Here is an 18,659-nt window from a genome sequence, read left to right as displayed (position 1 = left end):
CTGGTTTGCTCGGCCGCCGATGGTCCGATGCCACAAACCCGTGAGCACATCCTGCTGTCCCGTCAGGTTGGCGTTCCGTACATCGTGGTCTTCCTGAACAAGGCTGACCTGGTAGACGACGCTGAGCTGCTGGAACTGGTCGAGATGGAAGTTCGCGACCTGCTGTCCACCTATGACTTCCCAGGCGACGACACTCCGATCATCATCGGTTCGGCTCGTATGGCGCTGGAAGGCAAAGACGACAACGAAATGGGCACCACCGCTGTCAAGAAGCTGGTTGAGACTCTGGATAGCTACATCCCAGAGCCTGAGCGTGCTATCGACAAGCCGTTCCTGATGCCAATCGAAGACGTATTCTCGATCTCGGGTCGTGGTACCGTTGTTACCGGTCGTATCGAGCGTGGCATCGTCCGCGTTCAGGATCCGCTGGAAATCGTTGGTCTGCGTGACACCACCACCACTACCTGTACTGGTGTTGAGATGTTCCGCAAGCTGCTGGACGAAGGTCGTGCTGGCGAGAACTGCGGCGTTCTGCTGCGTGGCACCAAGCGTGACGACGTTGAGCGTGGCCAGGTTCTGGTCAAGCCAGGTTCGGTCAAGCCGCACACCAAGTTCACCGCAGAAGTTTACGTTCTGAGCAAGGAAGAAGGCGGCCGTCATACTCCGTTCTTCAAAGGCTACCGTCCACAGTTCTACTTCCGTACCACTGACGTGACCGGTAACTGCGAGCTGCCAGAAGGCGTTGAAATGGTAATGCCAGGCGATAACATTCAGATGACTGTTACCCTGATCAAAACCATCGCGATGGAAGATGGTCTGCGCTTCGCTATCCGTGAAGGCGGTCGTACCGTCGGCGCCGGCGTCGTAGCTAAAGTAATCGAATAAGTAGTTGATTTAACTCTATCAGGCCGGTATATTGGTCGGCCTGATTAAGCTTTTAGGTCAGTAGCTCAATTGGCAGAGCGACGGTCTCCAAAACCGTAGGTTGGGGGTTCGATTCCCTCCTGACCTGCCAGATTCGCCTCGTGCATCTGGCTTTCTTTTCACAGGACCTTTCCGTATGACTTCCAAGTCTGAAGCCCAAGACTCTCGTTTTGATTTGCTCAAGTGGCTTGCTGTTGTTGCTTTGGTGGTCGTGGGCGTTGTGGGTAATCAGTATTACTCGGCCTCTCCAGTCCTGTATCGCGTAATCGTCCTGCTCGCCCTTGCTGCTGCTGCCGCCTTCGTTGCGCTGCAGACGGTGAAGGGTAAGTCGTTCTTTGCGCTGGCTAAGGAAGCTCGCACCGAGATTCGTAAAGTCGTATGGCCAACCCGCCAAGAGACTACGCAGACCACGCTTATTGTAGTGGCTGTTGTTCTGGTCATGGCGCTGCTGTTGTGGGGGCTCGACTCCCTGCTCGGCTGGTTGATTTCCTTGATTGTTGGCTAAGGGTGTCCTGTGGCTAAGCGTTGGTATGTTGTGCATGCTTACTCGGGCTACGAGAAGCATGTTATGCGCTCCCTGGTTGAGCGTGTGAAGCTGGCTGGTATGGAAGAAGGCTTCGGCGAGATTCTGGTTCCCACTGAAGAAGTGGTTGAAATGCGTAATGGCCAGAAGCGCAAAAGCGAGCGTAAATTCTTCCCAGGCTACGTGCTGGTTCAGATGGAAATGAACGAAGGGACTTGGCACTTGGTCAAGGATACCCCGCGCGTCATGGGCTTCATCGGTGGAACGGCAGATAAGCCGGCCCCGATTACAGATAAAGAAGCTGAGGCTATTCTGCGCCGCGTTGCTGACGGCAGCGACAAGCCGAAGCCGAAGACTCTGTTCGAACCGGGTGAAGTGGTTCGTGTTGTCGACGGTCCGTTTGCTGATTTCAACGGTACGGTCGAAGAGGTTAACTACGAGAAGAGCCGTCTGCAGGTTGCAGTGCTCATTTTCGGTCGCTCTACTCCGGTAGAGCTCGAGTTCAGCCAGGTCGAAAAGGTCTAGTTGAGCGACGCATCCCACACCCCGCAGCCAGCGAGCTGCGGGGTTTTTTCGTCACTGGGATAAAACGCAAGTAAACCGGGGAGCCATTTGGCGCTTGTACCCGATATTGGAGTAGCTCATGGCTAAGAAAATTACGGCTTACATCAAGCTGCAGGTTAAGGCCGGCCAGGCCAACCCAAGTCCACCCGTTGGTCCAGCTCTGGGTCAGCACGGCGTGAACATCATGGAGTTCTGCAAGGCTTTCAACGCCCGTACTCAGGGCCAGGAAGCAGGTCTGCCGACCCCTGTAATCATCACCGTTTACAGCGACCGCAGCTTCACTTTCGAAACCAAAAGCACCCCTGCTTCGGTTCTGCTGAAAAAGGCCGCTGGCCTGTCCAGCGGTTCTGCGCGCCCTAACACCGTCAAGGTGGGTACTGTGACCCGTGCTCAGCTGGAAGAGATCGCCAAGGCCAAGTCTGCCGATCTGACCGCTGCTGACCTGGATGCAGCCGTGCGTACCATCGCCGGTTCTGCTCGCAGCATGGGCCTCAACGTGGAGGGTGTGTAATGGCTAAGCTGACCAAGCGTCAAAAGGCGATCGCTTCTAAAGTAGAAGCGGGCAAAGCCTACAACTTCGAAGACGCAGCAAAGCTGCTGGCTGAACTCTCTACTGTAAAGTTCAGCGAGTCCGTCGACGTTGCTGTCAACCTCGGTGTTGACCCGCGTAAATCCGACCAGGTCGTTCGTAGCGCTACCGTGCTGCCTCACGGCACTGGCAAGACTGTCCGCGTAGCTGTCTTCACCCAGGGTCCTGCTGCTGAAGCCGCTTTGGCTGCAGGCGCTGACCGTGTAGGTATGGACGATCTGGCTGCCGAAATGAAAGCCGGCGACCTGAACTATGACGTCGTTATTGCTTCCCCGGACGCAATGCGTGTTGTAGGTCAACTGGGTCAGGTTCTGGGTCCTCGCGGCCTGATGCCTAACCCGAAAGTTGGTACCGTGACTCCAGACGTCGCTGGCGCTGTCAAAAACGCCAAGGCTGGTCAGGTTCGTTATCGCACCGACAAAAACGGCATCATCCACACCTCCGTTGGCAAAGTCGGCTTTGAAGCTGACAAGCTGAAGGAAAACGTTGAAGCACTGATCGCTGATCTGAAGCGTATCAAGCCAGCTTCCTCGAAAGGTATCTACGTCAAGCGCGTTACCCTGAGCACCACTATGGGCCCAGGTCTGGTCATCGATCAGAGCTCGCTGGACGCGTAATGAAACGACGGGGTGAGTAATCACCCCATCGTTGAAAAAATTGGGGTCCCTGCCTGGCGGGGGCTATCCAAGACCGTAGGCGGCGCAAGCCTTAAACCAAAAGCCTACGCAGATGGTGCTCCCGGTTCCTTACCGAATCAGACACCAAAACGACATCCGGCTTCGGCCAGATGAAACGGTAACAAGCAGGAGTTAAACCCGTGGCAATTAGACTCGAAGACAAGAAGGCCATCGTCGCTGAAGTCAACGAGGCTGCCAAAGTCGCTCTGTCTGCTGTCGTGGCTGATGCCCGTGGCGTGACTGTAGGCGCAATGACCGGACTCCGTAAAGAGGCTCGTGAAGCTGGCGTATACGTACGTGTAGTGCGTAACACCCTGCTCAAGCGTGCTGTTGCTGACACTGAATACAGTGTCCTCAACGACGTCTTCACCGGCCCGACCCTGATTGCTTTCTCCAACGAACACCCGGGCGCTGCTGCTCGTCTGTTCAAAGAGTTCGCCAAGGGTCAGGACAAGTTCGAGATCAAGGCAGCTGCGTTCGAGGGCAAGTACCTCGCAGCAAACGAGATCGACGTGTTGGCATCGCTGCCGACCCGTGACGAAGCCATTGCAAGGCTGATGAGCGTGATTCAAGGCGCTACCAGCAAGCTGGCTCGTACTCTGGCGGCCATTCGCGACCAGAAAGAAGCTTCTGCTGCCTAAGGCACCGAAAGCGCTTTCAAAATCATACGTTTAATTTGATGGCTGCGTAGGCTGTCACCCCAATACAGGATTCAAGTCATGTCTCTGACTAACGAACAAATCATCGAAGCAATCGGCCAGAAAACCGTTCTGGAAGTTGTTGAGCTGATCAAAGCAATGGAAGAAACCTTCGGCGTTACCGCTGCTGTTGCCGCTGCTGGCCCAGCTGCTGCTGCTGCCGTTGTTGAAGAGCAAACCGAGTTCAACGTTGTTCTGGTTGAAGCCGGCGAGAAGAAAGTCAACGTGATCAAGGCCGTTCGTGAACTGACCGGTCTGGGCCTGAAAGAAGCCAAAGAGAAAGTTGACACCGCTCCTCAAGTCGTAGCTGAAGGCGTTTCGAAAGAAGCTGCTGAAGACGCCAAGAAGAAGCTGGAAGAAGCAGGCGCTAAAGTCGAAGTTAAGTAATTTCGACTTTGCGACTCCAGCCCAAGCGTTAAGCAAACGGCTGATGGCTGGTGGCTCTTGCCACCGGCCTTTTTCCGTTATTGGCTGCCGGTCAGGCCGGCGCCGATAACGAGATGCAACCACCGACGATGGTGGCGCAAACCAAGGGGTTTGCACGATTTTCTGGCTACTCCCGCCGGGGGGGGCCAAACAAGCAGGTGACCAAGCTGGGGAACGCTGATGGCTTACTCATACACTGAGAAAAAACGTATCCGCAAGGACTTTAGCAAGTTGCCGGACGTCATGGATGTGCCTTACCTCCTGGCCATCCAGCTGGATTCGTATCGTGAATTCTTGCAAGCGGGAGCGACCAAAGATCAGTTCCGCGACGTGGGCCTGCATGCGGCCTTCAAATCGGTTTTCCCGATCATCAGCTACTCCGGCAATGCTGCCCTGGAGTACGTTGGCTATCGTCTGGGCGAACCGGCCTTTGATGTCAAAGAATGCGTACTGCGTGGCGTAACCTATGCCGTTCCGCTGCGGGTAAAGGTCCGTCTGATCATTTTCGACAAAGAATCGTCGAACAAAGCGATCAAGGACATCAAAGAGCAAGAAGTCTACATGGGTGAAATTCCCCTGATGACTGAGAACGGTACCTTCGTTATCAACGGTACCGAGCGTGTAATCGTTTCCCAGTTGCACCGCTCGCCAGGTGTGTTCTTCGACCACGACCGTGGCAAGACTCACAGCTCCGGCAAACTGCTGTACTCCGCTCGTATCATTCCTTACCGCGGTTCGTGGTTGGACTTCGAGTTCGACCCGAAAGACTGCGTGTTCGTCCGTATCGACCGTCGCCGCAAGCTGCCGGCTTCGGTGCTGCTGCGTGCGCTGGGCTATAGCACTGAAGAAGTGCTGGACGCCTTCTACACCACCAACGTATTCCATGTGTCCGGCGAGAAGCTGAGCCTGGAGCTGGTGCCTCAGCGCCTGCGTGGTGAAATCGCGGTGATGGACATCCAGGACGAGAACGGCAAGATCATTGTCGAGCAAGGTCGTCGGATCACTGCCCGCCACATCAACCAGTTGGAAAAATCTGGCGTCAAGCAACTGGAAGTGCCGATGGAGTACTTGCTGGGCCGCACCACCGCTAAGGCGATCGTGCACCCGGCTACCGGCGAAATCCTTGCCGAGTGCAACGTCGAGCTGACCACTGAGCTGCTGATCAAGATCGCCAAGGCTCAAGTTGTCCTCATCCAGACGCTGTACACCAACGATATCGACTGCGGTCCGTTCGTCTCGGATACCCTGAAGATCGACTCCACCAGCAACCAACTGGAAGCGCTGGTCGAGATCTATCGCATGATGCGTCCTGGCGAGCCGCCAACCAAGGACGCCGCAGAAACCCTGTTCAACAACCTGTTCTTCAGTGCCGAGCGCTACGACCTGTCTGCCGTAGGCCGCATGAAGTTCAACCGTCGTATCGGTCGAACCGAGATCGAAGGTTCGGGCGTGCTGAGCAAGGAAGATATCGTCGAGGTTCTGAAGACCCTCGTCGACATCCGTAACGGCAAAGGCATCGTCGACGACATCGACCACCTGGGTAACCGTCGTGTTCGCTGTGTAGGCGAGATGGCCGAGAACCAGTTCCGCGTTGGCCTGGTGCGTGTTGAGCGCGCGGTCAAAGAGCGTCTGTCGATGGCCGAAAGTGAAGGCCTGATGCCTCAGGACCTGATCAACGCCAAGCCAGTTGCAGCCGCGGTCAAAGAGTTCTTCGGCTCCAGCCAGCTCTCGCAGTTCATGGACCAGAACAACCCGCTTTCCGAGATTACCCACAAGCGTCGTGTCTCCGCACTCGGCCCTGGTGGTTTGACTCGTGAGCGCGCAGGCTTCGAAGTCCGTGACGTACACCCGACTCACTACGGTCGAGTTTGCCCGATCGAGACCCCTGAAGGTCCGAACATCGGTCTGATCAACTCCCTGGCGGCCTATGCTCGCACCAACCAGTACGGCTTCCTGGAAAGCCCGTACCGTGTGGTTAAAGAGGGCGTGGTTACCGACGAGATCGTGTTCCTGTCGGCGATCGAAGAAGCTGATCACGTCATCGCACAGGCTTCGGCCGCGATGAACGAGAAGAAGCAACTGATCGATGAGCTGGTAGCTGTTCGTCACCTGAACGAATTCACCGTCAAGGCACCTGAAGATGTGACCCTGATGGACGTTTCGCCGAAGCAGGTAGTTTCGGTTGCTGCGTCGCTGATTCCGTTCCTCGAGCACGACGACGCCAACCGTGCGTTGATGGGTTCGAACATGCAGCGTCAGGCTGTACCAACCCTGCGTGCCGACAAGCCGCTGGTAGGTACCGGCATGGAGCGTAACGTTGCTCGCGACTCCGGCGTTTGCGTCGTGGCCCGTCGTGGCGGCGTGATCGACTCCGTTGATGCCAGCCGTATCGTTGTTCGTGTTGCAGATGACGAAGTTGAAACCGGCGAAGCTGGTGTCGACATCTACAACCTGACCAAGTACACCCGCTCGAACCAGAACACCTGCATCAACCAGCGTCCGCTGGTCAGCAAAGGTGATGTGGTCAAGCGCAGCGACATCATGGCCGACGGCCCGTCCACCGACATGGGTGAACTGGCACTGGGTCAGAACATGCGTATCGCGTTCATGGCGTGGAACGGCTTCAACTTCGAAGACTCCATCTGCCTGTCCGAGCGTGTTGTTCAGGAAGACCGCTTCACCACGATCCACATCCAGGAACTGACCTGTGTGGCGCGTGACACCAAGCTTGGCCCAGAGGAAATCACCGCGGACATCCCGAACGTCGGTGAAGCTGCGCTGAACAAGCTGGACGAAGCCGGTATCGTCTACGTTGGTGCCGAGGTCGGCGCTGGTGACATCCTGGTCGGTAAAGTCACGCCAAAAGGCGAGACTCAACTGACTCCGGAAGAGAAGCTGCTGCGCGCAATCTTCGGTGAGAAGGCTAGCGACGTTAAAGACACCTCCCTGCGCGTGCCGACCGGCACCAAGGGTACCGTCATTGACGTACAGGTCTTCACCCGTGATGGCGTCGAGCGCGACAGTCGTGCGCTGTCCATCGAGAAGATGCAGCTGGACGAGATCCGCAAGGACCTGAACGAAGAGTTCCGTATCGTTGAAGGTGCGACCTTCGAGCGTCTGCGTTCCGCGCTGAATGGTCAGGTAGTCGATGGTGGTGCGGGCCTGAAGAAAGGCACCGTGGTCACCAACGAAGTCCTGGACGGTCTGGAGCACGGCCAGTGGTTCAAACTGCGCATGGCTGAAGATGCGCTGAACGAACAGCTGGAAAAAGCTCAGGCCTACATCGTTGATCGCCGCCGTCTGCTGGACGACAAGTTCGAAGACAAGAAGCGCAAACTGCAGCAAGGCGATGACCTGGCTCCGGGCGTGCTGAAGATCGTCAAGGTCTACCTGGCAATCCGTCGTCGCATTCAGCCGGGCGACAAGATGGCCGGTCGTCACGGTAACAAAGGTGTGGTCTCCGTGATCATGCCGGTCGAAGACATGCCGCACGACGCCGACGGTACTCCGGTCGACGTGGTTCTCAACCCGCTGGGCGTACCTTCGCGTATGAACGTTGGTCAGATCCTCGAAACCCACCTGGGCCTCGCAGCCAAAGGTCTGGGCGAGAAGATCAACCGCATGCTCGAAGAGCAGCGTAAGGTCGCAGAACTGCGTGGCTTCCTGACTGAGATCTACAACGAGATCGGCGGTCGCCAGGAAAACCTGGAAGAGTTCACCGACCAGGAGATCCTCGAGCTCGCTGGCAACCTGAAGAAGGGCGTGCCTATGGCCACCCCGGTCTTCGACGGTGCCAAAGAGAGCGAGATCAAGGCCATGCTCAAGCTGGCTGACATGCCAGAGAGCGGCCAGATGGTGCTGTTCGACGGTCGTACCGGCAACAAGTTCGAGCGTCCAGTGACCGTTGGTTACATGTACATGCTCAAGCTGAACCACTTGGTGGACGACAAGATGCACGCGCGTTCCACTGGTTCTTACAGCCTGGTTACCCAGCAGCCGCTGGGTGGTAAGGCGCAGTTCGGTGGTCAGCGTTTCGGGGAGATGGAAGTGTGGGCGCTGGAAGCATACGGCGCGGCATACACCCTGCAAGAAATGCTCACAGTGAAGTCGGACGACGTGAACGGCCGGACCAAGATGTACAAAAACATCGTGGACGGCGATCACCGTATGGAGCCGGGCATGCCCGAGTCCTTCAACGTGTTGATCAAAGAGATCCGTTCGCTCGGTATCGATATCGATCTGGAAACCGAATAACACGTGACGCGAATCGGGGGCGTGGCTGAAAAGCCCGCTCCCTGCTCCGCCAGGAGGAAAGGCCTTGAAAGACCTACTGAATTTGCTGAAAAACCAGGGTCAAGTCGAAGAGTTCGACGCCATCCGTATCGGACTGGCCTCGCCTGAGATGATCCGTTCGTGGTCGTTCGGTGAAGTAAAAAAGCCGGAAACCATCAACTACCGTACGTTCAAGCCTGAGCGTGACGGCCTGTTCTGCGCCAAGATCTTTGGCCCAGTCAAAGACTACGAGTGCCTGTGCGGCAAGTACAAGCGCCTGAAGCACCGTGGTGTGATCTGTGAGAAGTGCGGCGTTGAAGTCGCGCTGGCCAAGGTTCGTCGTGAGCGCATGGCTCACATCGAGTTGGCTTCTCCGGTTGCCCACATCTGGTTCCTGAAGTCCCTGCCGTCCCGTATCGGCCTGCTGATGGACATGACCCTGCGTGATATCGAACGCGTTCTCTATTTCGAGAGCTATGTCGTTATCGACCCGGGCATGACCACCCTGGAAAAAGGCCAGCTGCTGAACGACGAGCAGTACTTCGAAGCGCTGGAAGAGTTCGGTGACGATTTCGATGCCCGTATGGGTGCCGAAGCTGTCCGCGAGCTGCTGCACGCTATCGACCTGGAGCACGAGATTGGCCGCCTGCGCGAAGAAATTCCGCAGACCAACTCGGAAACCAAGATCAAGAAGCTGTCCAAGCGTCTGAAACTGATGGAAGCCTTCCAAGGCTCGGGCAACCTGCCTGAGTGGATGGTCCTGACCGTTCTGCCGGTTCTGCCGCCAGATCTGCGTCCTCTGGTTCCGCTAGATGGCGGTCGCTTCGCGACTTCCGACCTGAACGACCTGTATCGCCGCGTAATCAACCGTAACAACCGTCTGAAGCGCCTGCTCGATCTGTCCGCTCCGGACATCATCGTGCGCAACGAAAAGCGCATGCTGCAGGAAGCGGTCGACGCCCTGCTGGACAACGGTCGTCGTGGTCGCGCAATCACCGGTTCGAACAAGCGTCCTCTGAAATCCCTGGCTGACATGATTAAGGGTAAACAGGGTCGTTTCCGTCAGAACTTGCTCGGTAAGCGCGTTGACTACTCTGGTCGTTCGGTAATTACCGTAGGCCCGACCCTGCGTCTGCATCAGTGCGGTCTGCCGAAGAAAATGGCCCTGGAGCTGTTCAAACCGTTCATCTTCGGCAAGCTGGAAATGCGTGGTCTGGCGACCACCATCAAGGCTGCCAAGAAGATGGTCGAGCGCGAGCTGCCTGAGGTCTGGGACGTTCTCGCTGAAGTGATTCGCGAACACCCCGTACTGCTCAACCGTGCACCGACCCTTCACCGTCTGGGTATCCAGGCCTTTGAACCGGTTCTGATCGAAGGTAAGGCTATCCAGCTGCACCCTCTGGTCTGCGCCGCGTACAACGCCGACTTCGACGGTGACCAAATGGCCGTGCACGTGCCGCTGACGCTGGAAGCCCAGCTGGAAGCGCGCGCGCTGATGATGTCGACCAACAACATCCTGTCGCCAGCCAACGGTGAGCCAATCATCGTTCCTTCGCAGGACGTTGTACTGGGTCTGTACTACATGACCCGTGAAGCCATCAACGCCAAGGGCGAAGGTCGCGTGTTCGCTGACCTGCAGGAAGTCGACCGCGTATTCCGCGCCGGCGAAGCTGCCCTGCACGCGAAGATCAAGGTTCGTATCAACGAAACCGTGAACGACCGTGATGGTGGCAGCGTCAAGAACACCCGTATCGTCGACACCACTGTCGGCCGTGCGCTGCTGTTCCAGGTTGTGCCGCCAGGTCTGTCGTACGACGTGGTCAACCAGCCTATGAAGAAAAAGGCGATCTCCAAGCTGATCAACCAGTGCTACCGCGTGGTTGGTCTGAAAGAGACCGTGATCTTCGCTGACCAGCTGATGTACACCGGTTTTGCCTACTCGACCATTTCCGGCGTCTCCATCGGTGTTAACGACTTCGTTATCCCGGATGAGAAGGCCCGCATCATCGGTACCGCAACTGATGAAGTGAAGGAAATCGAGAGCCAGTACGCCTCCGGCCTGGTTACCCAGGGCGAGAAGTACAACAAGGTCATCGACTTGTGGTCGAAGGCGAACGATGAAGTTTCCAAGGCGATGATGGCCAACCTCTCGAAAGAGAAAGTCATCGACCGCGAAGGTAACGAAGTCGAGCAGGAATCGTTCAACTCGATGTACATGATGGCTGACTCCGGTGCCCGGGGTTCGGCTGCTCAGATCCGTCAGTTGGCGGGTATGCGTGGTCTGATGGCCAAGCCGGACGGCTCGATCATCGAGACGCCGATCACCGCGAACTTCCGTGAAGGTCTGAGCGTACTCCAGTACTTCATCTCGACTCACGGTGCTCGTAAAGGTCTGGCGGATACCGCGTTGAAAACCGCGAACTCCGGTTACCTGACCCGTCGTCTGGTAGACGTTGCCCAGGATCTGGTCGTGACCGAGATCGACTGCGGCACCGAGCAAGGTCTGCTGATGACGCCGCACATTGAAGGCGGCGACGTGGTCGAGCCACTGGGTGAGCGCGTACTGGGCCGTGTTATCGCCCGCGACGTGTTCAAGCCAGGCACCGACGACGTGATCGTTCCGGCCGGTACCCTGGTCGACGAGAAGTGGGTTGAGTTCATCGAACTGAACAGCATCGACGAAGTAATCGTCCGCTCGCCAATCAGTTGCGAAACCCGCTACGGTATCTGCGCCAAGTGCTACGGCCGTGATCTGGCCCGTGGTCACCAGGTGAACATCGGTGAAGCTGTCGGCGTTATCGCTGCACAGTCGATCGGTGAGCCGGGTACCCAGCTGACCATGCGTACGTTCCACATCGGTGGTGCTGCAAGCCGGACCTCGGCTGCCGACAGCGTCCAAGTGAAGAACGGCGGTATGGTCCGTCTGCATAACCTGAAGCAGGTTGAGCGTGCTGATGGCAACCTGGTCGCGGTGTCGCGTTCCGGTGAGCTGGCCATTGCCGACGAATTCGGTCGTGAGCGTGAGCGTTACAAGCTGCCTTACGGTGCGGTGATTTCGGTCAAGGAGGGCGACAAGGTCGACGCTGGCGCAATCGTCGCCAAGTGGGACCCGCACACCCACCCGATCGTTACCGAAATGAAAGGTACCGTGACCTTCGTGGGCATGGAAGAAGGCATCACGATCAAGCGTCAGACAGACGAACTGACCGGCCTGACCAACATCGAGGTTCTGGACGTCAAAGATCGTCCGGCTGCAGGTAAGGAAATTCGTCCTGCAATCAAGATGGTCGACGCCAATGGCAAGGATCTGCTGCTGCCAGGTACCGACGTACCGGCACAGTACTTCCTGCCCGCGAACGCCCTGGTCGGTGTGGCGGACGGTTCTCAGATCGGTGTTGGTGACGTTATCGCGCGTATCCCGCAAGAAACGTCGAAGACCCGTGACATCACCGGTGGTCTGCCGCGTGTTGCCGACCTGTTCGAAGCGCGTCGTCCAAAAGAAGCTTCGATTCTTGCGGAAGTCAGCGGCACCATCGCATTCGGCAAGGAGACCAAAGGCAAGCGCCGTCTGGTCATCACTCCGAACGACGGTACCGATCCGTACGAAGAGCTGATTCCGAAGTGGCGTCACCTGAACGTCTTCGAAGGCGAACAAGTGAACCGCGGCGAAGTTATCTCCGACGGTCCGAGCGATCCGCATGACATCCTGCGTCTGCTGGGTGTGAGCGCGCTGGCCAAGTACATCGTCAACGAGATTCAGGACGTTTATCGTCTGCAAGGCGTGAAGATCAACGACAAGCACATCGAGACCATTCTGCGTCAGATGCTGCGTAAAGTTGAGATCAGCGAGTCTGGTGACTCCACCTTCATCAAAGGTGACCAGATGGAACTGACTCACGTGCTGGTCGAAAACGAGCGCCTGGCTGCCGACGACAAGTTCGTGTCCAAGTTCTCGCGCGTGCTGCTGGGTATCACCAAGGCCTCGCTGTCCACCGAATCGTTCATCTCGGCGGCCTCCTTCCAGGAGACCACCCGGGTTCTGACCGAGGCGGCGGTAACCGGCAAGCGCGATTACCTGCGCGGCCTGAAAGAGAACGTGGTCGTGGGTCGTCTGATCCCGGCCGGTACTGGTCTGGCATACCACAGCGAGCGCAAGCGTCGCCGTGATGCCGACAAGCCGCTGCGCGTAAGTGCCAGTGAGGTGGAAGCCGCACTGACCGAAGCGCTGAATTCCAGCGGTAACTGACAGTAGGGCAGGGCCTCGGCGGATCTTCTTCAGTCATCGGTGACATGAATTGTCACCGATGACCGGAGTCGGTAAGCCGGGGCCTTGTCTTGACTGAGTACAAGATCCTCTTTAGACTCTTGTACCCCTAAATTTGGTAGGGCTCTGCCCTGCCAATTTATGCTTTCTTGCAAGACAATAGCGTCGCAAGACAACAGTGGAGCTAGTAGATGGCAACTATCAACCAGCTGGTACGTCAGCCGCGTAAGCGTACCGTCGAGAAATCCGACGTACCTGCGCTGCAGAACTGCCCGCAACGTCGTGGCGTGTGCACCCGTGTGTACACTACTACGCCGAAAAAACCTAACTCGGCACTGCGTAAAGTATGCCGTGTGCGTCTGACCAACGGTTTCGAGGTTTCCTCGTACATCGGCGGTGAAGGCCACAACCTGCAAGAGCACAGCGTCGTACTGATTCGCGGCGGCCGTGTAAAAGACTTGCCAGGTGTTCGTTACCACACCGTTCGCGGCTCTCTGGATACCTCGGGCGTTAAAGGCCGTAACCAGGGTCGTTCGAAGTACGGTACCAAGCGTCCGAAGTAATTGGTCGCTTGCAGTAGTTCATTCATTTTTTTGAGTCGATAAGAGTAAGGTCGGGCGCAAACCCTCGAGAGGGTGGATGTCCCGGGCTAACCTGAAGACCGTTTGAGGGCTTATCAATGCCAAGACGTCGTGTAGCAGCCAAGCGTGAGATTCTGGACGATCCGAAATACGGAAGCCAGATCCTCGCCAAGTTCATGAACCACGTGATGGAAAGCGGCAAAAAGGCCGTTGCCGAGCGTATCGTTTACGGTGCGCTGGACAAGGTCAAAGAGCGCAAGAACAGCGATCCCCTGGAAATCTTCGAGAAAGCTCTCGACGCCATCGCTCCGCTGGTCGAAGTGAAGTCGCGCCGTGTTGGCGGTGCTACTTACCAGGTTCCTGTTGAAGTTCGTCCATCCCGTCGTAACGCTCTGGCAATGCGCTGGTTGGTAGACTACGCCCGTAAGCGTGGCGAGAAGTCCATGGCTCTGCGCCTGGCCGGCGAATTGCTGGATGCTGCTGAAGGCAAAGGTGCTGCAGTCAAGAAGCGTGAAGACGTACACCGTATGGCCGAAGCCAACAAAGCGTTCTCGCACTACCGCTTCTAATTCTGGCATCACTATTTTCGCGAGGGCTTTATGGCTCGTACTACACCAATCAACCGCTACCGTAACATTGGTATTTGCGCGCACGTTGATGCGGGTAAAACTACCACTACCGAGCGGATCCTGTTCTACACAGGCCTGAGCCACAAAATGGGCGAGGTGCATGATGGCGCCGCGACCACCGACTGGATGGTGCAGGAACAGGAGCGGGGTATTACCATTACCTCCGCTGCTGTTACCACTTTCTGGCAGGGTTCCCGTGGTCAGTACGACAACTATCGCGTAAACGTCATCGATACCCCTGGCCACGTTGACTTCACTATTGAAGTTGAGCGTTCGCTGCGCGTACTTGACGGTGCGGTCGTTGTGTTCTGCGGTACCTCCGGCGTTGAGCCGCAGTCCGAAACCGTATGGCGTCAAGCCAACAAATACGGTGTTCCACGTGTTGTTTACGTGAACAAAATGGACCGTGCCGGTGCCGACTTCCTGCGCGTCGTAGGTCAGATCAAGAACCGTCTGGGTCACACCCCGGTTCCTGTTCAGTTGGCCATCGGTTCGGAAGAGAACTTCCAGGGTCAGGTCGATCTGATCAAGATGAAGGCTATCTACTGGAACGACGACGACAAAGGCACCACCTATCGCGAGGAAGAAATTCCTGCCGATATGCTGGACCTGGCTGAAGAATGGCGTGCCAACATGGTTGAGGCTGCTGCCGAAGCCAACGAAGAGCTGATGAACAAGTACCTTGAAGAAGGTGAGCTGACCGTCGACGAGATCAAGGCAGGCCTGCGTGCGCGCACCCTGGCTAGCGAGATCGTTCCGGCTGTTTGTGGTTCTTCCTTCAAGAACAAGGGCGTTCCTCTGGTTCTCGATGCTGTTATCGACTTCCTGCCTGCTCCGACCGAGATTCCTGCGATCAAGGGTATCCACCCAGACCTGATCGAGAAGCCAAAGGAAGAGCTGGTCGAGGCTGACTACGACGAGCGTCATGCAGATGACAGCCAGCCGTTCTCGGCTCTGGCGTTCAAGATTGCTACTGACCCGTTCGTGGGTACCCTGACCTTCGTGCGCGTTTACTCGGGCATGCTGCAGTCTGGCGATTCCGTGATCAACTCGGTCAAGGGCAAGAAAGAGCGCGTTGGTCGTATGGTGCAGATGCACGCCAACCAGCGTGAAGAAATCAAGGAAGTTCTGGCGGGCGACATCGCTGCCCTGATCGGCATGAAGGACGTCACCACTGGTGACACTCTGTGCAACGCCGACAAGCCAATCATTCTTGAGCGTATGGACTTCCCGGAGCCTGTGATCTCGGTAGCTGTTGAGCCGAAGACCAAGCAGGACCAGGAGAAGATGGGTATCGCACTGGGCAAGCTGGCTCAGGAAGACCCGTCGTTCCGCGTCAAGACCGATGAAGAAACCGGCCAAACCATCATCTCCGGTATGGGCGAGCTTCACCTGGACATCCTTGTTGACCGCATGAAGCGCGAATTCAACGTTGAGGCCAACATTGGTAAGCCGCAGGTTTCGTACCGCGAGCAGATCAGCAAGGACAACGTCGAGATCGAAGGCAAGTTCGTTCGTCAGTCCGGTGGTCGCGGTCAGTTCGGTCACTGCTGGATTCGCTTCTCGCAGCCATCAGTAGACGCTCAGGGCAACATTACCGAAGGTCTGGAATTCACCAACGAAGTTGTAGGTGGTGTGGTTCCTAAGGAATACATCCCGGCGATCCAGAAGGGTATCGAAGAGCAGATGAAGAACGGCATTGTTGCCGGCTATCCGCTGATCGGCCTGAAGGCAGCCGTGTTCGATGGTTCCTACCACGACGTCGACTCCAACGAGATGGCGTTCAAGGTGGCTGCCTCCATGGCGACCAAGCAACTGGCTACCAAAGGTGGCGGTAAGGTGCTTGAGCCGATCATGAAGGTAGAAGTAGTAACCCCAGAGGACTACATGGGTGACGTGATGGGTGACCTGAACCGTCGTCGTGGTCTGATCCAAGGTATGGAAGACTCGGTCTCCGGCAAGGTGATCCGTGCTGAGGTGCCGCTGGGTGAAATGTTCGGTTATGCGACCGACGTTCGTTCCATGTCTCAGGGTCGCGCGAGCTACTCCATGGAATTCTCCAAATACTCCGAAGCTCCGGCGAACATCGTCGAAGCGCTCGTTAAAAAACAAGGCTAATCCAGCCCTTTAGGCAAGAGGTTCACTGTCGTGGCTAAAGAAAAATTTGATCGTTCCCTTCCCCACGTTAACGTCGGCACTATCGGCCACGTTGACCACGGTAAGACCACTCTGACTGCAGCTCTGACTCGCGTCTGCTCCGAAGTTTTCGGTTCGGCAGTCGTTGAGTTCGACAAGATCGACTCGGCTCCAGAAGAGAAAGCGCGCGGTATCACCATCAACACCGCTCACGTTGAGTACAACTCGAAAATTCGTCACTACGCTCACGTTGACTGCCCAGGTCACGCTGACTATGTGAAGAACATGATCACCGGTGCTGCCCAGATGGACGGCGCGATCCTGGTTTGCTCGGCCGCCGATGGTCCGATGCCACAAACCCGTGAGCACATCCTGCTGTCCCGTCAGGTTGGCGTTCCGTACATCGTGGTCTTCCTGAACAAGGCTGACCTGGTAGACGACGCTGAGCTGCTGGAACTGGTCGAGATGGAAGTTCGCGACCTGCTGTCCACCTATGACTTCCCAGGCGACGACACTCCGATCATCATCGGTTCGGCTCGTATGGCGCTGGAAGGCAAAGACGACAACGAAATGGGCACCACCGCTGTCAAGAAGCTGGTTGAGACTCTGGATAGCTACATCCCAGAGCCTGAGCGTGCTATCGACAAGCCGTTCCTGATGCCAATCGAAGACGTATTCTCGATCTCGGGTCGTGGTACCGTTGTTACCGGTCGTATCGAGCGTGGCATCGTCCGCGTTCAGGATCCGCTGGAAATCGTTGGTCTGCGTGACACCACCACCACTACCTGTACTGGTGTTGAGATGTTCCGCAAGCTGCTGGACGAAGGTCGTGCTGGTGAGAACTGCGGCGTTCTGCTGCGTGGCACCAAGCGTGACGACGTTGAGCGTGGCCAGGTTCTGGTCAAGCCAGGTTCGGTCAAGCCGCACACCAAGTTCACCGCAGAAGTTTACGTTCTGAGCAAGGAAGAAGGCGGCCGTCATACTCCGTTCTTCAAAGGCTACCGTCCACAGTTCTACTTCCGTACTACTGACGTGACCGGTAACTGCGAGCTGCCAGAAGGCGTTGAAATGGTAATGCCAGGCGATAACATTCAGATGACTGTTACCCTGATCAAAACCATCGCGATGGAAGATGGTCTGCGCTTCGCTATCCGTGAAGGCGGTCGTACCGTCGGCGCCGGCGTCGTAGCCAAAATCATCGAGTAATTTCGATCGATGAAAAAACCCCCGCTTAGCGGGGGTTTTTTTATTGGGTTGACACCTAATGGGGGCGTCTATAGAATCACGCCTCCTTTTAACGGGCGTAGTGCGCCCGGTGGGAATAGCAGCCTGGAGTCTGAAATCCAATGCAAAATCAGCAAATCCGTATCAGGTTGAAGGCTTTTGACCATCGCCTGATCGACCAATCCACCCAGGAAATCGTGGAAACCGCGAAACGTACTGGTGCTCAGGTACGTGGTCCAATTCCACTGCCTACCCGTAAAGAGCGGTTCACCGTTCTGGTCTCCCCGCACGTCAACAAAGACGCGCGCGACCAGTACGAGATCCGTACTCATAAGCGCGTTCTGGACATCGTCCAGCCAACGGATAAAACCGTTGATGCACTTATGAAGCTTGATCTTGCAGCAGGTGTGGAAGTGCAGATCAGCCTCGGCTAAGACTTGGGTCTTAGTCGTGTAACGCTCTGAAATGGGCGGCCATAGCGGGTGAAAGCCCCGTACACTCATGAGGTTTACAACATGACTATTGGTGTAGTCGGTCGTAAGTGCGGTATGACCCGCATTTTCACCGAAGAAGGTGTCTCCATTCCGGTCACGGTCATTGAGATCGAGCCGAATCGCGTCACCCAGTTCAAAACTGAAGAAACCGATGGCTATCGTGCAGTGCAAGTCACTGTCGGTGAGCGTCGTGCTTCGCGTGTGACTGCTGCTCAAGCAGGTCACTTCGCTAAAGCAAACGTTGCCGCTGGTCGTGGCGTCTGGGAATTCCGTCTTGAAGACGGCGAATACCAGGCTGGCGACTTGATCAACGCTGAACTCTTCGCTGCAGGCCAACTGGTAGATGTTACCGGTCAGTCCAAGGGTAAAGGCTTTGCCGGTACCATCAAGCGCTGGAACTTCCGCGGTCAAGACAACACCCACGGTAACTCCGTTTCCCACCGCGTCCCGGGCTCTATCGGCCAGTGCCAGACTCCTGGTCGTGTATTCAAGGGCAAAAAAATGTCCGGTCACATGGGCGCCGAGCGCGTGACCGTTCAGTCCCTGGAAGTAGTGCGCGTCGACGCTGAACGCAATCTGTTGCTGGTCAAGGGTGCCGTTCCGGGCGCCACTGGTGGCAATTTGGTTGTGCGTCCGGCTGCCAAGGCTCGCGGTTAAG

15 protein-coding genes and 1 tRNA gene are annotated in these 18,659 nt (G+C 56.6%); all 16 read left to right on the top strand.

All coding sequences use genetic code 11. The features are described 5' to 3' along the window. On the top strand, window positions 1–885 hold an 885-nt coding region (locus CKW37_RS31665; RefSeq protein ID WP_095160016.1), incomplete at its 5' end, for an elongation factor Tu. Between the two features lie 54 nt (window positions 886–939). Further along, window positions 940–1,015 (top strand) — tRNA-Trp (locus tag CKW37_RS31660). Window positions 1,016–1,060: 45 nt separating this feature from the next. Beyond that, window positions 1,061–1,429 (top strand): preprotein translocase subunit SecE, encoded by a 369-nt coding sequence (gene secE, locus CKW37_RS31655; protein WP_095160015.1) that lies wholly within the window; start codon window positions 1,061–1,063, stop codon window positions 1,427–1,429. A 9-nt stretch (window positions 1,430–1,438) separates the two neighbouring features. Further along, a complete protein-coding gene (nusG, locus tag CKW37_RS31650) occupies window positions 1,439–1,972 on the top strand; it encodes a transcription termination/antitermination protein NusG (RefSeq protein ID WP_095160014.1) in 534 nt (177 codons plus the stop codon). A gap of 118 nt (window positions 1,973–2,090) precedes the next feature. Then, window positions 2,091–2,522 (top strand): 50S ribosomal protein L11, encoded by a 432-nt coding sequence (rplK, locus tag CKW37_RS31645; protein ID WP_095160013.1) that lies wholly within the window; start codon window positions 2,091–2,093, stop codon window positions 2,520–2,522. After that, the gene (gene rplA, locus CKW37_RS31640) at window positions 2,522–3,217 is read left to right on the top strand and encodes a 50S ribosomal protein L1 (RefSeq protein WP_095160012.1); all 696 of its coding nucleotides are present in this window, start codon (window positions 2,522–2,524) and stop codon (window positions 3,215–3,217) included. Before rplK ends, rplA begins: the two co-directional genes overlap by 1 nt. Window positions 3,218–3,417: 200 nt before the next feature. Further along, complete coding sequence (rplJ, locus tag CKW37_RS31635; RefSeq protein WP_095160011.1) at window positions 3,418–3,918, top strand: 50S ribosomal protein L10; 501 nt, start codon at window positions 3,418–3,420, stop codon at window positions 3,916–3,918. 78 nt (window positions 3,919–3,996) lie between these two features. Further along, window positions 3,997–4,362 (top strand): 50S ribosomal protein L7/L12, encoded by a 366-nt coding sequence (rplL, locus tag CKW37_RS31630; protein WP_054916699.1) that lies wholly within the window; start codon window positions 3,997–3,999, stop codon window positions 4,360–4,362. 219 nt (window positions 4,363–4,581) lie between these two features. Further along, window positions 4,582–8,655, top strand: coding sequence for a DNA-directed RNA polymerase subunit beta (gene rpoB, locus CKW37_RS31625; RefSeq protein WP_095160010.1), 4,074 nt, complete (start codon window positions 4,582–4,584; stop codon window positions 8,653–8,655). Window positions 8,656–8,719: 64 nt separating this feature from the next. Then, entirely contained in the window at window positions 8,720–12,919 is a 4,200-nt protein-coding gene (gene rpoC, locus CKW37_RS31620; protein WP_095160009.1) for a DNA-directed RNA polymerase subunit beta', read from the top strand. Between the two features lie 209 nt (window positions 12,920–13,128). Continuing rightward, a complete protein-coding gene (rpsL, locus tag CKW37_RS31615) occupies window positions 13,129–13,500 on the top strand; it encodes a 30S ribosomal protein S12 (protein ID WP_003257088.1) in 372 nt (123 codons plus the stop codon). 116 nt (window positions 13,501–13,616) lie between these two features. Further along, the gene (gene rpsG, locus CKW37_RS31610; protein WP_008089143.1) at window positions 13,617–14,087 is read left to right on the top strand and encodes a 30S ribosomal protein S7; all 471 of its coding nucleotides are present in this window, start codon (window positions 13,617–13,619) and stop codon (window positions 14,085–14,087) included. Between the two features lie 30 nt (window positions 14,088–14,117). Beyond that, window positions 14,118–16,265 carry an elongation factor G gene (gene fusA, locus CKW37_RS31605; RefSeq protein ID WP_095160008.1) on the top strand — a complete coding sequence of 716 codons (2,148 nt, stop codon included), beginning with the start codon at window positions 14,118–14,120 and terminating at the stop codon, window positions 16,263–16,265. A gap of 30 nt (window positions 16,266–16,295) precedes the next feature. Continuing rightward, the gene (gene tuf, locus CKW37_RS31600) at window positions 16,296–17,489 is read left to right on the top strand and encodes an elongation factor Tu (protein ID WP_095160007.1); all 1,194 of its coding nucleotides are present in this window, start codon (window positions 16,296–16,298) and stop codon (window positions 17,487–17,489) included. 140 nt (window positions 17,490–17,629) lie between these two features. Further along, window positions 17,630–17,941, top strand: a complete 312-nt coding sequence (rpsJ, locus tag CKW37_RS31595) for a 30S ribosomal protein S10 (RefSeq protein WP_003186070.1) — start codon at window positions 17,630–17,632, stop codon at window positions 17,939–17,941. An 81-nt stretch (window positions 17,942–18,022) separates the two neighbouring features. Beyond that, window positions 18,023–18,658 carry a 50S ribosomal protein L3 gene (rplC, locus tag CKW37_RS31590; RefSeq protein WP_095160006.1) on the top strand — a complete coding sequence of 212 codons (636 nt, stop codon included), beginning with the start codon at window positions 18,023–18,025 and terminating at the stop codon, window positions 18,656–18,658. Window position 18,659: the final 1 nt, after the last annotated feature.

It is taken from the genome of Pseudomonas sp. Irchel 3E13 (assembly GCF_900187455.1).
GTDB lineage: Bacteria > Pseudomonadota > Gammaproteobacteria > Pseudomonadales > Pseudomonadaceae > Aquipseudomonas.
The sequence above is the reverse complement of the archived record's forward strand: the minus strand, read 5'-3'. Positions and strand labels throughout refer to the sequence as shown.

Coding starts and splice junctions, on each gene's coding strand:
- secE (WP_095160015.1), top strand. CDS start 1,061: ATGACTTCCAAGTCTGAAGCCCAAGACTCTCGTTTTGATTTGCTCAAG.
- rplK (WP_095160013.1), top strand. CDS start 2,091: ATGGCTAAGAAAATTACGGCTTACATCAAGCTGCAGGTTAAGGCCGGC.
- rplA (WP_095160012.1), top strand. CDS start 2,522: ATGGCTAAGCTGACCAAGCGTCAAAAGGCGATCGCTTCTAAAGTAGAA.
- rplL (WP_054916699.1), top strand. CDS start 3,997: ATGTCTCTGACTAACGAACAAATCATCGAAGCAATCGGCCAGAAAACC.
- rpoB (WP_095160010.1), top strand. CDS start 4,582: ATGGCTTACTCATACACTGAGAAAAAACGTATCCGCAAGGACTTTAGC.
- rpsL (WP_003257088.1), top strand. CDS start 13,129: ATGGCAACTATCAACCAGCTGGTACGTCAGCCGCGTAAGCGTACCGTC.
- rpsG (WP_008089143.1), top strand. CDS start 13,617: ATGCCAAGACGTCGTGTAGCAGCCAAGCGTGAGATTCTGGACGATCCG.
- fusA (WP_095160008.1), top strand. CDS start 14,118: ATGGCTCGTACTACACCAATCAACCGCTACCGTAACATTGGTATTTGC.
- rpsJ (WP_003186070.1), top strand. CDS start 17,630: ATGCAAAATCAGCAAATCCGTATCAGGTTGAAGGCTTTTGACCATCGC.
- rplC (WP_095160006.1), top strand. CDS start 18,023: ATGACTATTGGTGTAGTCGGTCGTAAGTGCGGTATGACCCGCATTTTC.